General features: G+C 45.7%; 12 protein-coding genes. 6 read left to right on the forward strand and 6 right to left on the reverse strand.

Annotated features, from left to right (window positions below):
* Nucleotides 1-39: 39 nt before the first annotated feature.
* Nucleotides 40-750: a gamma-glutamyl-gamma-aminobutyrate hydrolase family protein gene (locus ACFW2W_RS19770; protein ID WP_378182050.1), complete on the forward strand. Its 711-nt coding sequence runs from the start codon at nucleotides 40-42 to the stop codon at nucleotides 748-750.
* A gap of 310 nt (nucleotides 751-1,060) precedes the next feature.
* A complete protein-coding gene (locus ACFW2W_RS19775) occupies nucleotides 1,061-2,146 on the forward strand; it encodes a hypothetical protein (protein ID WP_378182053.1) in 1,086 nt (361 codons plus the stop codon).
* 82 nt (nucleotides 2,147-2,228) lie between these two features.
* On the opposite strand, the gene ACFW2W_RS19780 is transcribed toward ACFW2W_RS19775, so the two are convergent.
* From ACFW2W_RS19780 to ACFW2W_RS19795, 4 genes are all read right to left on the reverse strand, one after another.
* Nucleotides 2,229-2,660 carry a type II toxin-antitoxin system VapC family toxin gene (locus ACFW2W_RS19780; RefSeq protein ID WP_378182056.1) on the reverse strand — a complete coding sequence of 144 codons (432 nt, stop codon included), beginning with the start codon at nucleotides 2,658-2,660 and terminating at the stop codon, nucleotides 2,229-2,231.
* Complete coding sequence (locus ACFW2W_RS19785; RefSeq protein ID WP_378182059.1) at nucleotides 2,657-3,037, reverse strand: type II toxin-antitoxin system HicB family antitoxin; 381 nt, start codon at nucleotides 3,035-3,037, stop codon at nucleotides 2,657-2,659. Before ACFW2W_RS19785 ends, ACFW2W_RS19780 begins: the two co-directional genes overlap by 4 nt.
* Nucleotides 3,038-3,224: 187 nt before the next feature.
* Complete coding sequence (locus tag ACFW2W_RS19790) at nucleotides 3,225-3,611, reverse strand: nuclear transport factor 2 family protein (RefSeq protein WP_378182062.1); 387 nt, start codon at nucleotides 3,609-3,611, stop codon at nucleotides 3,225-3,227.
* A gap of 37 nt (nucleotides 3,612-3,648) precedes the next feature.
* The gene (locus ACFW2W_RS19795; RefSeq protein WP_378182065.1) at nucleotides 3,649-4,068 is read right to left on the reverse strand and encodes a nuclear transport factor 2 family protein; all 420 of its coding nucleotides are present in this window, start codon (nucleotides 4,066-4,068) and stop codon (nucleotides 3,649-3,651) included.
* Between the two features lie 446 nt (nucleotides 4,069-4,514).
* Here ACFW2W_RS19795 and ACFW2W_RS19800 point away from each other — a divergent pair, with 446 nt between their 5' ends.
* From ACFW2W_RS19800 to ACFW2W_RS19810, 3 genes are all read left to right on the forward strand, one after another.
* On the forward strand, nucleotides 4,515-5,012 hold the full coding sequence (locus ACFW2W_RS19800; protein ID WP_378182068.1) for a DM13 domain-containing protein: 498 nt from the start codon (nucleotides 4,515-4,517) through the stop codon (nucleotides 5,010-5,012).
* Between the two features lie 319 nt (nucleotides 5,013-5,331).
* On the forward strand, nucleotides 5,332-8,859 hold the full coding sequence (locus tag ACFW2W_RS19805) for a PAS domain S-box protein (protein ID WP_378182071.1): 3,528 nt from the start codon (nucleotides 5,332-5,334) through the stop codon (nucleotides 8,857-8,859).
* Nucleotides 8,831-9,211, forward strand: coding sequence for a response regulator (locus ACFW2W_RS19810; protein ID WP_378182074.1), 381 nt, complete (start codon nucleotides 8,831-8,833; stop codon nucleotides 9,209-9,211). Before ACFW2W_RS19805 ends, ACFW2W_RS19810 begins: the two co-directional genes overlap by 29 nt.
* A 470-nt stretch (nucleotides 9,212-9,681) precedes the next feature.
* Here ACFW2W_RS19810 and ACFW2W_RS19815 read toward each other — a convergent pair whose 3' ends face one another.
* Nucleotides 9,682-10,266 carry a peptidoglycan-binding protein gene (locus ACFW2W_RS19815; RefSeq protein WP_378182077.1) on the reverse strand — a complete coding sequence of 195 codons (585 nt, stop codon included), beginning with the start codon at nucleotides 10,264-10,266 and terminating at the stop codon, nucleotides 9,682-9,684.
* Between the two features lie 665 nt (nucleotides 10,267-10,931).
* The gene (locus ACFW2W_RS19820) at nucleotides 10,932-11,966 is read right to left on the reverse strand and encodes a M23 family metallopeptidase (protein ID WP_378182080.1); all 1,035 of its coding nucleotides are present in this window, start codon (nucleotides 11,964-11,966) and stop codon (nucleotides 10,932-10,934) included.
* Between the two features lie 977 nt (nucleotides 11,967-12,943).
* Here ACFW2W_RS19820 and ACFW2W_RS19825 point away from each other — a divergent pair.
* Nucleotides 12,944-13,141, forward strand: a complete 198-nt coding sequence (locus tag ACFW2W_RS19825; protein WP_378182083.1) for an NblA/ycf18 family protein — start codon at nucleotides 12,944-12,946, stop codon at nucleotides 13,139-13,141.
* The last annotated feature ends 74 nt before the right edge of the window (nucleotides 13,142-13,215 follow it).

A 13,215-nucleotide genomic window follows, 5' to 3' on the forward strand; every position in this document is an offset into this window, starting at 1 on the left:
GCCAGAGCGATCGCCTGAATCAACTGCTAACATCAGGAAATGAAATCTAAGCCGCCACTCATTGGAATTACTACCGCTGGTCAGATGGATACGCGCCTGTTTAGCATCAGAGGCGACTATGTAGAGGCAGTGCGCTTAGCGGGTGGCTTACCGATGTTGCTGCCACCGGGAGAACCCGATCCCGCAGCCATCTTAGAAAGAATTGATGGTTTGATCTTCTCTGGCGGGGGTGATATTGACCCCGCTATTTACAACGACTCATCCCATCCCACCGTTTATAACGTCGATCGTCAGCGCGATACCTTTGAGCTAGCCTTAGCCAAGCTGGTTTTAGATACAGATATCCCAGTCTTGGGTATTTGTCGCGGTTTAGAAATTTTGGTAGTCGCAACAGGTGGCAACTTGGTGCTGCATCTGCCGGATGAATTTGGGGACGCGATCGCGCACCGCACCCATCAGTCTCGCTTCTGCGAACATCGCGTGCAAATTGATCCCGACAGTCACCTCGCTGCAATGATTGGCATCACAGAGCCGCAGATAGTCTCGTGGCATCATCAAGCTGTGCGGACAGTACCGTCTGGGTGGCGGGTTACGGCACGCGCTTCTGATGGCGTAATTGAAGCGATGGAACACGAACACCATCCTTGGGCGATCGCGCTTCAGTGGCATCCAGAACTCGCTCTCCACGATCCTTATCAGCAACGCATCTTTCAGGCATTAGTCGAGACAGCACGTAAGCGCACGATCTAATTTTCAAGAGATCGAGGTGTTCTCGACTACAACGCACTGGTACATCTCGAAAAGGCTCAGGACTTACGCAAAGCTTATACATATAGAGTTAGGGGCAATCCCCCTGTGGTTGCGGTAGCAGATGTGGTGATGTTGCGTAAGTCCTGAAGCTGAAGGATGAAAAAATTCTGTTTTATAGACTCTTGATGAAGGTGATTCTGAATTATTAAAGATCATCAAACAAGAAAGAAAATCGCTAAGTTTAACGGAACAAGTAAGACAAATCGATGAAAATTTAAGAATTTACTTAGAATTTGATGATGAATTAGCTTTGAAGCGGCACATTCAGCAAGTAAAGGCAGCCCAAGATCAGTTAAGGCAGCTACAGCCTAAACTGGATAATCTTATACAAAATTTAGAACTAAATGTCGAGCTTAGCGATCGCATAAAAGCTTTTGTATTTTACTTCGGAAAGTCTATTTTTGCCATAGACTGGGTTGATGATGAGGAAGGTCTTATCTTATCTCATGCTGATCAGGTGACAACAGCCGCAAGTATTTTTAATGATTGTGAAGCTCTCAAACACAAAACTGATGCTTTAGTTGACAAAGCTAACAAACTAAGAGGACAGGTAGAAGAATCTCTAAAACAGCTTGAAAAACAAAAACGTCGGCAACAAGATGAACTCCAGCAACAAGCGCAAAAAATACCTGTGGAGGTAAAAAAATATAGTTACACGGAGGCAGAACCTGCAAAAAATTGCCATCGCGTAAAAATTCTATTGGCGACATCAATTGTGGCAGTTTTAGGTTATGTAGGATGGAAAACCTGGTTTCAGTTCCCGCAAAGTCAGCAGGTGACAGCAAACGTAGCTATTCCTGTAAATCCTGGGGAGCATAAACCGAATCCTAAACCAGAACAAGCAGTGGCAAATTGGGAAACTGCCCAGAAATTAGCTATAGAAGCAGCTAATATGGTTCAAAACGCACCTCATCCCCTAGAAGTTTGGCAGCAATCAACAGTCAAATGGCAAGAAGCAGTCAAGTTATTAGAAGCGATTCCAGAGGATTCTTCTATTTCTACTCAGGCTAAGGAAAAGCTTATTACCTATCAAACTAACTATACTACTATTAGTAACAGACTCGTAACTGAACAGAAGGCAGCAGCAAATCTGGAAGCTGCCCAAAAATTGGCCTGGGAAGCTGCCCTTATGGTTCAAAACCCACCACATCCTGTAGAAAACTGGCAGAATGCTCAGTCCAAATTGCAGCAGGCAATTAACTTATTAAATACCATTCCGCAAGGTACATTTGTTGCGACTAAGGCTAAAGATAAGCTAGCTAACTATCAAATTAACTACAACACTATTAGTAATTTAATCAAATATCAATCGCCGCTGATTTCTGTAAGAAATTGAAATGCGCTCGCATCCATTATCCCCATACTCAAATTCAAGAGCGATCGCGTCTAAACTCAAGCAATAGCGATTGCTACCTTTCCTAACTCAATTCATCTATTGTCCAATCTTCTAAATTCAGACTAGGAATCCGTGCAAAATCCTGCCGATTGCGCGTAACCAAGATACCATTCCTCGAAATCGCAATAGCAGCAATCCGTAAATCTTGCGTGCCAATCCGGACTCGTTGACGAACCAATTCTGCATAACAATTGCCAGCATCTTGGTCAAAATCAAGCAAGTTGACAGTTCTGAAGTAATTTAAGGTAGCCGCCAACCTTGCATAAGCTGATATCAACGCCTCTGGTGAGTTAGCCCGCCTGATACTATTAAGCCGTCCATACATTTGTTCTTCGACTGTAATAATTGTGACACCAATCTCTTCCGGATTGACTGCATTAACACGCTGGTTTACAAGTAGATGTCCTTGTTGAAAAAGCGAAACAATATCTGTATCAAGTACCCACAAACTCATTTATCCTCATTTTCGGCATCAAGTTGCTGATAGTAGGCTTCCATTTCCTCATCACGTTCGCGACGAAGGGCTTTTATATCCTCCAGCATTTCATCAAATTTCGGATCGTCCTTAAACATTCCCGCAAACTTCATCCAAGGATGTTCGGGTTTAGGCAATTCAATTTCCAAAGAAACTATTTCCGCCTTTTCTAGACGCGCTGTTAAAAGCTGACGTAGATTTGTTAGCGCTGCTTCGCGGGTAGCACCAAAAGTAGTGCAGTCTGGCAAACCCAACACACTTGCCATATAGCTACCTTGTTTTTGGGCTTCAATCAATACAGGATAGGTCAACTTAGTCAAGTTGCCTTCAGAAGAAGTTAAAAAATTGACACTCATAAGATTCAGCCTATACAAACTTCCCTTTAGATCATAACTCCTCGCTCTGCGTCACGAAAATACTAGAATGCGATCGCTTATTATTTGAGTGCGAAATTGAAGTGCGATCGCTACCTAAACAACCGCTAAACAGAACAACTAAATCTAGATAAGAGGCGATAGTTGCACTGAAGATACGCGAAATTTATTAACGCATTAAAGGACTCCCGTGGTGATGGACTAAATACCACTTTTGTGCCATTCGCTCAAAAATATTCGTCGCCATCGATTGTGCTTTAACTCTTCTGCCACCACTGACTTGAAACACATTTTCGACAAGCACGACGTAGGCAATATTATCTCGAATTTCTGTAGCGATAATTTCTGTTTCTATTTCGATGTAACTGGTGTTTTTAAATATCTGCTCCCAGGAAGAGCGAATTTCCTTCCCCCCTTTAAGTGCTTTGCGTCCGGGGTGTATACAAAGAGTACCTGTTCCCTGCGAACAGATCGCACTCATCGCATTGATGTCTTTTTTCTCAAAAGCTCGATAGAAAGCCTGATTTGCTGCTAATACCTCTTGCTCGTCGCTCATTGTTGCCCCACCTGATTTAAGTTTCTGATAGAATCAATTATTGCCTTCTTAGCTTAGGTGTTTCAGTATCAAAATATTCACGCCAGCGACTAATCCGACCCTCTTTGAAATTAATAACAATGACATCATCGGCTTTGTTACGACGACCAGTTGCATTTTCAGGATCTTCGTAATACCACTCGACTACTGCGCGATCGCCATCAACGATAATCTGCGGAATCTCAATTCTTACATCTGAATACTGCTGAGCAAAATGAGTGACTTCTTGCCGAATTCTCTCTTGTCCCTGCCATCGTTGACCCGGTACGATGATTTCACCGTCGGGCGCAAACAGTGCCGCTAGAGCCTCGGCGTCACGAGCAATCCAGGCATCTCTAGCGATCGCGATCGCTATCCGAATGTCTTCCGGATTCATATACTGATTGGCAAACGCACCTTTGCTAAAAGCTATATTCAATAATATGACTCCTAACCCTACCCATGTAAACAATTTTAAGTGACAAATATCTCTTATTTTACTCTTCATTAGCTGAGCCTCTATAGTGCTGTTGCCAGACGCTATTAATAGAATATTCAAGGCTATAGCAATTGTATTTGATTTGTAAAATAGTCTTTTTTAACGAACCGCAGAGGACGCAGAGGACGCAGAGGAAAGAAATACAGAGAAAATTTATAAGTCAGTTAGGAATGCTATACACGCCTCTAGCAGCAGAATGAGTTTATCCTGAGAATCAGATTAATTTACCTAGAAAGTATCTAAAAAATTCCTCAGTTAAATATCAGCATTTTAAACGCCATCTCTAAAGATAAAATCATCTAAACCCTAATTTCTTGAGCAATAATTTTTTTTAAGTCTGAGATAGAGACTGACAGAGCCAAATGTTGTATCAAGGATTAAAAATCATGAAGCTAAACCACTTAGCAATACTAGGGATGACGTTCCTGGTAACTTCTGTTGCTACAGGACTGACAGAAATCCCACTATTTAAAGCCGTCAGTCCAACTTTTACATCAAATGGAATTGCTGTAGCGCAAACTCGCCCCACAACTCGCTCTGGCACCTTTGTTGCCGCAGAACAGCCCACCTCTGGAACCGCTCGTATTGTTACAGAAAATGGACAACGCTACTTAGAATTTAATGCTGCTTTTAAGACGAGCGAACAAGGGCCGGATCTTCATGTTATTCTAGACACTTCTGAAAAGCCGCCGCAGACGTATCAAAACCAAAACCGTTTCATAAACCTAGGCAAACTCCAAAAAGTTAGCGGCGCTCAGCGCTACCCGATTCCTGCTGCTATTAACCTGGCAAATTTCAAATCTGTCGTCATCTGGTGTCGTATGGCAAATGCAACCTTTGGCTATGCTTCGCTCGGTGGTGCTAGCAACGCCAGCACTCGTTAGTCTCGTTGAATTTCAAGATTGCTGCTACAGAAAATGAGATCCCCGACTTCGTAAGAGAAGTCGGGGATCTGAACTGCTGGCAACTCACAACTAAAATAGGATTGCTATAGGATTTTGAATTTTGGATTGTAGAAGACTTGCAATTATCCTCGTCTCTACCAATCGGTAGCTTCAGAAATTCAAACATGGCAACGGTCAAACAAAATAGGATTACCAAGGAAGGTAACGGGGGTTAATAAAATCTCATCTCAGCGCTTCTTATCACCCTGTCAGAAAATTTACCTTAAAGTAGACTCAGGCTGGTAAGGAAATAGGCTTGATGCTGGAATTTTTGAACATCTTTTTTACTTCAGGAGGGTTTATCCCCCACGGACATTGCTACCTCTGGAAGCCAGATTTGGTGTGGCTTCATATCGTGTCCGATTCTCTGATTGCCCTTGCTTATTATTCGATCCCAGTGACGCTGTTCTACTTTGTCCGAAAGCGTCAGGATCTCCCATTTGACTGGATTTTTCTGCTATTTGGGTCGTTTATCATCGCCTGTGGTACCACCCATGTCATGGAGATTTGGACGCTTTGGCATCCTACTTATTGGCTGTCGGGGTTCCTCAAAGCAATTACCGCATTAGTTTCGGTGTATACTGCTGCGTCTCTGGTGCCATTGGTTCCTAAAGCGCTTGCTCTCCCAAGTCCAGCTGTACTAGAGGCAACTAACCGAGAACTGGAAAACCAAATCGCTTACCGCTTGCAGACAGAGGCGGCGCTGCAAGCTAGCGAAGAGCGATTCAAGAGTGCCTTTGACTATGCGGCGGTAGGAATGGCGCTGGTGGCAACAGATGGGCGCTGGCTGGAAGTCAATCGTTCTTTATGCAAGATTGTTGGCTATGCGGAGCAAGAATTACTGGCTACGAACTTCCAGGCGATTACGCATCCAGACGATTTGGAAACCGATCTGGAATATATGCACCAAATGCTGGCTGGCGAGATTCGCCATTACAACCTGGAGAAGCGATACCTCCACAAACAGGGACACATTGTATGGATTTTCTTGAGCGGGTCGCTGGTGCATGATGTCAAGGGTGAACCATTCTATTTTAATGCTCAGATTCAAGACATCACGCAGCGCAAGTTGGCAGAGGAGGCGAGAAAGGCATCGCAAGCGCGGCTGGCTGGGATTTTGGATATTGCTGAGGATGCAATTATCTCGGTAGACGAAACTCAACAAATTACCTTATTTAACCAGGGTGCGGAAAAAATCTTTGGCTATACCGCGAGTGAGGTAATCGGTCAGTCCTTGGATTTGCTGCTGCCAAAGCAGACTGCGATCGCTCACCGTCAGCATATTCATAATTTTGGCACCTCTAAGGGTACAGCACGGAAAATGGGAGAGCGCCGCGAGGTTTTTGGGCAGCGTAAAGATGGTATGGAGTTTCCGGCGGAAGCTTCGATTTCTAAGCTGGAATTAGCTGGAGAAAAAATATTTACCGTGATTTTGCGAGATATCACTGAGCGCAAACGGGGGGAAGAAGCTTTATCGCAAGTAGCCTCGATTGTCGAGTCTTCAGAGGATGCGATCGTGGGCAAAACACTGGATGGAACCATTACCAGCTGGAACTCTGCGGCTGAACGGATCTATGGCTATACCGCCCAAGAAGTCAAGGGGCAGTCAATCTCGATTCTGCTGACATCCGACCATCTCAATGAGATGCCGTCAATTTTGGCAAGAATCAAGCGGGGAGAACGCATCCCCCCTTATGAAACCGTGCGTCTTAGAAAAGACAACAAGCAAATTGATGTGGCGATCGCGATCTCTCCAATCAAGAATCGGACGGGTCAGGTTACGGGTGCCTCAGCGATCGCCCGTGACATTAGCGATCGCCGCGCCGTAGAACGCCTCAAAGATGAGTTTGTCTCCATCGTCAGCCACGAACTGCGGACGCCCCTAACCTCGATTCGCGGTGCCCTCGGCTTGCTGGCAGGGGGTCTGCTCACTGCTAAACCTGAAAAGGCTCAACGGATGCTGGAGATTGCCGTCTCGAATACCGACCGTTTAGTGCGCCTGATTAACGACATCCTCGATATTGAGCGCATTGAGTCGGGTCAGGTGGCGATGGAGCATCAGATTTGCGATGCCGCAACTCTGATGCTTCAGGCATCCGAAGTGATGCGGACAATGGCTGACAAAGCAGGAGTCACCCTATCCGTGTCTCCCACATCCGCCCAACTGTACGCCGATCCTGACCGGATCATCCAGACCCTAACGAACCTACTCAGCAATGCCATCAAATTCTCGCCTCCTAACAGCAGCGTCTATCTCAGTGCTGAAATTCAACCGGCAAGGGAGCAGCTTGTAGAGACGCAATTTATCGCTTCTGGAGCCGGGGAGCGTGGAATAGGGGAAGAATTTACTCCCTCACCTCCTCAACCTCTCACCCTCACGGTATTGTTCAAGGTGAAAGATCAGGGACGGGGGATTCCAGCACAGAAGCTGGAAAGCGTCTTTGAACGATTCCAACAAGTTGATGCCTCTGACTCGCGCGATAAAGGCGGCACAGGTCTGGGATTAGCCATCTGCCGCAGCATTGTGCAACAGCATGGAGGTCGTATCTGGGTCGAAAGTACGCTGAATGAAGGCAGTACGTTTTTCTTCACACTGCCACTGTTGAGCGGTAAGACACGAGTGCTGAATGCTGAGGATGAACGGGAGAATCTCTCTCAGGGGAATGCAACTACAGATCCAGCAGAACATCTAGATACTCAGTACGATGCCGTACCCTTACCTTTGGACACCGACAATGCACAGGGTACTTCTCTAGTGCTGGTGTGCGATGATGAGCCTGCGGTCTGTGCGGTAGTACAAACTTTGCTAGAACAGCGCGGCTACCAAGTCAAGACGGCTTTCTCAGGTCAAGAAGCAGTAGAATTGGCGCTACAGGAGCAGCCTGCCGTGATTCTGCTCGACCTGATTATGCCCGATATGAACGGCTGGGAAACAATGGCGGTTTTGAAACAGCAACCAGATACCAGAGAGATTCCGATCGTCATTTTCAGCGTTTTATCCCTAGAGGAAAGTAATATCCTCAAATCTTCTTTAGAGAATAAGATTTTAAGTAGTCTGCTGGATATAGACCTTCCGCAAACCGATCTTGGTCAGTTGCAGCAGTCTGAGCAGTCTGATGCGATCGCTTCCAATACAATTGCAATGGAAAATGCAGCCGTTTCTGATGTTGGCAGCGCGGATTCTACAATCAACGACATTTCGCCTCCGGTATCGCTTCGGGCAAACTCAGCTGATGGTAAGCCGCGCACTCCTGATTTTACCGGCTGGGTTCGCAAACCCCTGAATGAGGCATCATTATTTCAAGCACTGGAGCAATCGTTGCAACAGGCAAAGGTTGCCAGAGTTTTGCTGGTGGAAGACGACTTGGATCTCGCGCGGGTACTGATTGCTAGGTTTGAGCGCCACGGTTTGGAAATTATCCACGCTAAAAACGGACGCGAGGCAATCCAAAAATTAGCAAATATGAATCCCGATCTGCTAGTGCTGGATATCGTGCTGCCGGAGTACGATGGTTTTGCTGTAGTAGATTGGCTGCGTCAGTGCGGTAGCGAAGCGGTTTTGCTCTTAACAAATCGCCTGCGCCAAATCCCAATCGTGGTATATTCTGCTAAAGATTTGGACAATGCTGAACGAGAGCGGCTGCGGCTGGGACAAACCGAGTTTCTCACTAAAGGTCGGATTACTCCAGAACAATTTGAAGGGCGCGTCATTGCCTTGCTGAATCGGATGGTTCCCAACAGGAAGGAAAACTGCAATAGTGACAACGAAGCGCATCCTGGTAATTGATGATGAAGAGGATATTCGGGAAGTGGCTCAGCTGAGCTTAGAAATGGTAGCCAGCTGGGACGTCTTGACAGCGAGTTCTGGGAGGGAAGGGCTTGCCAAGGCTGAAGTTGAACCACTTGACGCCATCCTTCTGGATGTGATGATGCCCGACTGGGACGGTACAACTACTTTTCAACAGCTGCAAGCCAATCCGGCAACCCAGCACATCCCCGTGCTGTTGTTAACTGCTAAAATGCAGGCTGCCGACCAACGCCGTTTCGCTCAACTAGGAGTAACGGCAGTGATTGCGAAACCTTTCGACCCGATGACTCTTGCAGATCAAGTTGCGAAGTCTTTAGGATGGGATGTGTGAACTGATACTAAGTTGTTCTTGTTCAAGCGTAGGTTGGGCGAGCGGTACTCAACCCAACCAAATATAACTGACATCTTGCACCATTCTCAACAAGCCGCTAATCCCGCCCGGAACTCAAGTTCCGGGCTTACAGAATCAAGTCCATTGAAATGGACTGAAATTATTCCCCAGTCCAGGTTTCGTGGACTTGAGCTATAAGCTGTGGGGTTTGAACCCCTGGCGGGTTATTGCAACTGGTGCCAGCTCTCAGATATAAGCAGTTGGGTAACGCTTACGCTCTACCCAACCTACTATGTCTCAGGGCAACCTAGTATCAGAACAGGACTTACGCAAAGCTTATACATATAGCGTTTTTTCGGGTTCAATCCCTCTGTGGTTGCGGTGGCAGATGTAGTAATGTTGCGTAAGTCCTGAGAAGTTAGCTAGATCGTTCTTTTGATAAATAGACCAGCTTCTTGAATGAATCTTCTCTACACTCCCAGCGCTCTGCGAGTTTGCGGTCCCACTATTCCATCTGCACGTAAGCCATTTCTCGACTGAAAGTTCCGAACTGCTCTTTGAGTCACGGAACCATAATATCCAGTCGCTGAAACTCCCAAAGCTGATTGAACTTGTCGAACCGCAGAACCTCTAGAGCCTAGGCTGAGATATGCACCCCCAACACCAGAACCCGAACCCGAACCAGAACCCGGTCTCGTGCTGATATAGTTAGCAGCAACGTAACGACCCGTAGAAAGCTTGGCAAACCCGTTGCGATAAGCCACAACTGGTGCAAGTACAGCTCCATTACGGACGCAGCTATGCACTCCGTAAGATGTGCTGGGACCGTAGCGAACGTTGAGACAACGACCGTTTGTATTTACAAAATACTGTGCTGCGTTGGCTGGTTTGAGGTCGCTGAGACCTCCGAACAAGAAAGCTACGCCAAGTAAACCCAGCCAAGCTGAACTCGGTGGTTGCTTCCAGTTCAGCGAAAAGTCACGCAGATGATACTCGATACCAGCTTCTGTTTCTTCATAGGTATTAGAAACATGAATGTAAGCAAGCGTTTCCATGATTTTTCTCCTTATGGTTGAGAAACACTTTTTGATGCTTCACGATCGCTGCTGAGTTTTTCGGAAACATTTTTGAGAAACTAGGTGATTTTCTGATGAATTGTGGAGTTTCAGCAGCGTTAGAGGAAGCCAATGTGCAACTTATTTCTAAATTAGATGCTCAAACTGTAGCCGTTCCAAACCATGCAGACACTTCAGCTATACACAAATAATGCAAGCTGACAGTTGACGATGCAATCAACGGGTCTTCCCGAAATATCTGGTCTATCCCTTCTCTAGACTGAATCGTTTGCTCAGTTGTCTGACCGCTGTTTTAACGAAATCATGCACCCTTTAGAGAAATTGCACCAATGCGGGATGGTAATACTGGTGTAAGTTGGAATCTGTTTATCTGTCAATCGAGACTGTAAGGCTTTAACTCCTCAGATGGTAAAACAATAGTGTAGCCTTTAGTGCAATAGTAGAATCTTAATTTTTTATTCATAAAAAAAGTGAGCAAAGGTAAGTTTTCTAAGAAAAGTTAAGTAAAGGCGATCGCTTTGTCACCTCACAAGAGAAAATCAGGGTAGAGAGAGCGATCGCCCGTAGACAACCTGATAGTGTAGCTTGAGAAGAAATCGGGTAGCGCATTCTTTGGAGATTACCAACCTCACTTGTAAAACCTTTTAGAACCGTGAAATCCTCAAAGAACCGTTAAAAGGCTCAGAACGTATCTGACGACCATTTCGCCAAACTTCCACTCCGCGTGGGCTAATAAAATAGGAATAACTGCCGTTATCCGCTTGATACCGATCCTGTCCAACACGCCAAGCAGCAAGCTGCATCGAAGCGCTCGGTTGCTGCTTTAATTGCCCCACATAAAACAATTGACCATTTTCCCGACAAACTTTCACGCGAGAGCTTGCCGTCTCACCTTCAATCAAGGCGTTGCTGCATTGATTGAAAGTCTCAGCAACAACAGAAGTAGCTGCCACTGCAATCGGTTGCAGCAGTTTGGGCTGGGTGATTACGCGCGTTACTGGGAGAGAGTTCCCTCCCTGACGACCCCCAGGATAAACATTTAGATTCGGGTAAGGTGTAGTGTTGTTGCCTCTAGTGTCCGCGTCGTTGCGTACAGCCTGAGACACTGGAGGCGCAATGGGTTTAGGCGCAGCGGTTGCTATTTGCAGCGGTGGAATCCTGCCTGCGACTAAAGAGGGCAATCCGGCAGCCGGGTCAACCGCTAGACGACCATCAGGATGAAATTCAAAGTGGAGGTGAGGACCTGTACTATTGCCTGTCGAACCCATCTCGGCAATTACTTGACCCTGAGTAACTTGTTGACCCTTGCTCACCAAAAGACGACTATTGTGACCATACACCGTGTGGCTTCCATTACTGTGCTGGATTTCTATTTCATTGCCTAATCCCCATCCCGAATCATCACGACCAGCTTTGATGACTGTACCCGATGCCGCAGCAACAATCGGAGTCCCAGTGCTACTCGCAATATCAATTCCTTCGTGATAAGTATTAAAGCCTCTAGTGATATTCCCTTGAGTGGGCCATATCAAGCCAGAAGCAAGGGAGGGATGACCTTGAGTAGGGGAATAGTCTTTTGCTTGAGTCAGGACGCAGAAATTTGTCCCTAGCACGGTGGCGCATGAGATAACGCCAATTAAGCTATATTTACGGAATTGAGAAATGGCGAGTTGTTTCATTAGATCAGAGCCTGGAAGAAGAAGGGTCTAGGAAGCATGCTTGGTTATCTGGTGGCTTCAGCTTTGAGCTAGCAATATCAGGACAATCGCTGAGCAGATTGGGATACCCGTTTAAAGTGGGATAGTAGAACCTCCTCCTATCTTCACAGAGGAAGCCGCGTCCCCCAATCCCTCCCTCAACGGGGAGGTGCTAGCGAGTCATTAAACCCGTCTGAAAAGTAGTTGAACTTTGTGCTATTCACTTGAAGTTGAGCTTTTGGACAGGTCTAGAGATTAAGAATCTTGCTATTTAGTTTAATTGGATATTTTCTATTAGAAGGGTTGCTTAGAAGTATGTTCCTTCTTTGGGGATAGAGCAAAAACTACTCAAAAACGCTGATAAATGACTTAATTTGTGCAAATTTGCTCTAATTCAGAACGACTTACGCAACATCACCACATAGTAAGGGCAACCACAGGGGGATTGAACCCGAAAAAATGCTATATGTATAAGCTTTGCGTAAGTCCTGACATATCGCTTCTCAATGAACCAAATACAGCAGCTCAAACGGGAGCATCTCAATTAAAGTAAAAATACCTGGCGACTGAAGTCGCGGCTATAAAAACCAAGTCCGCCTACGCGGACTAATAACAATAACGTCAAGAGTACATTTAGCCTGGTCGGCAGGCTTTGTTTTTGTAGCCCCATTCCAGTCTGTGGGTGATTTGCATGCGCTGGAATGCACCCGCTCAAACAGCCTGACTGCAAAGAAGTGTTAGATATTTGGCTAATTCTTATTGAATAAATCTATCGGATTATTTCTGAAGGAAATGAAAGTTACACCAAGTGGCAGAGGAAGCCGCAAAGTTGAAAATGATACTTTGTAAGTGTCAGCCAACAAAAGAAGTTTAAATAAACTGTTCATTTAGCTTCATTTTCAGACACATATCAATTACTTAACTCTAGTTTTTGCCCTGGTTGGGCACAGGAGACTATTATGGAACGACCCATTGAATTGTCTTTAGAGCAAGAATTTAGCTTGATTTCTTTTGCAGATCAAGTACAGCATATGTCTCGCGAGCAAGCTCAGCAATTTTTGCTCCAGCTACACAAGCAGATGATAATTCGAGAAAATATCTATCAGAACCTGCTGAAGCATCAATGGGGGCTGGATTCAGTCCTGGGATCTGTGTAAAGCTTGAAAGCGATCGCCTAAACTTTGAAAAAATTACATATATATGAGTAAAGCCCTGGTTTATAGCCAGGGCT

This window comes from Coleofasciculus sp. H7-2 (assembly GCF_042747725.1).
Taxonomy (GTDB): domain Bacteria; phylum Cyanobacteriota; class Cyanobacteriia; order Cyanobacteriales; family FACHB-T130; genus FACHB-T130.

What these genes read in the sequence shown, in the direction of transcription:
- ACFW2W_RS19770 (WP_378182050.1), top strand. Translation starts at nt 40, where the DNA reads ATGAAATCTAAGCCGCCACTCATTGGAATTACTACCGCTGGTCAGATG.
- ACFW2W_RS19780 (WP_378182056.1), bottom strand. Translation starts at nt 2,660, where the DNA reads ATGAGTTTGTGGGTACTTGATACAGATATTGTTTCGCTTTTTCAACAA.
- ACFW2W_RS19785 (WP_378182059.1), bottom strand. Translation starts at nt 3,037, where the DNA reads ATGAGTGTCAATTTTTTAACTTCTTCTGAAGGCAACTTGACTAAGTTG.
- ACFW2W_RS19790 (WP_378182062.1), bottom strand. Translation starts at nt 3,611, where the DNA reads ATGAGCGACGAGCAAGAGGTATTAGCAGCAAATCAGGCTTTCTATCGA.
- ACFW2W_RS19800 (WP_378182068.1), top strand. Translation starts at nt 4,515, where the DNA reads ATGAAGCTAAACCACTTAGCAATACTAGGGATGACGTTCCTGGTAACT.
- ACFW2W_RS19805 (WP_378182071.1), top strand. Translation starts at nt 5,332, where the DNA reads ATGCTGGAATTTTTGAACATCTTTTTTACTTCAGGAGGGTTTATCCCC.
- ACFW2W_RS19815 (WP_378182077.1), bottom strand. Translation starts at nt 10,266, where the DNA reads ATGGAAACGCTTGCTTACATTCATGTTTCTAATACCTATGAAGAAACA.
- ACFW2W_RS19820 (WP_378182080.1), bottom strand. Translation starts at nt 11,966, where the DNA reads ATGAAACAACTCGCCATTTCTCAATTCCGTAAATATAGCTTAATTGGC.
- ACFW2W_RS19825 (WP_378182083.1), top strand. Translation starts at nt 12,944, where the DNA reads ATGGAACGACCCATTGAATTGTCTTTAGAGCAAGAATTTAGCTTGATT.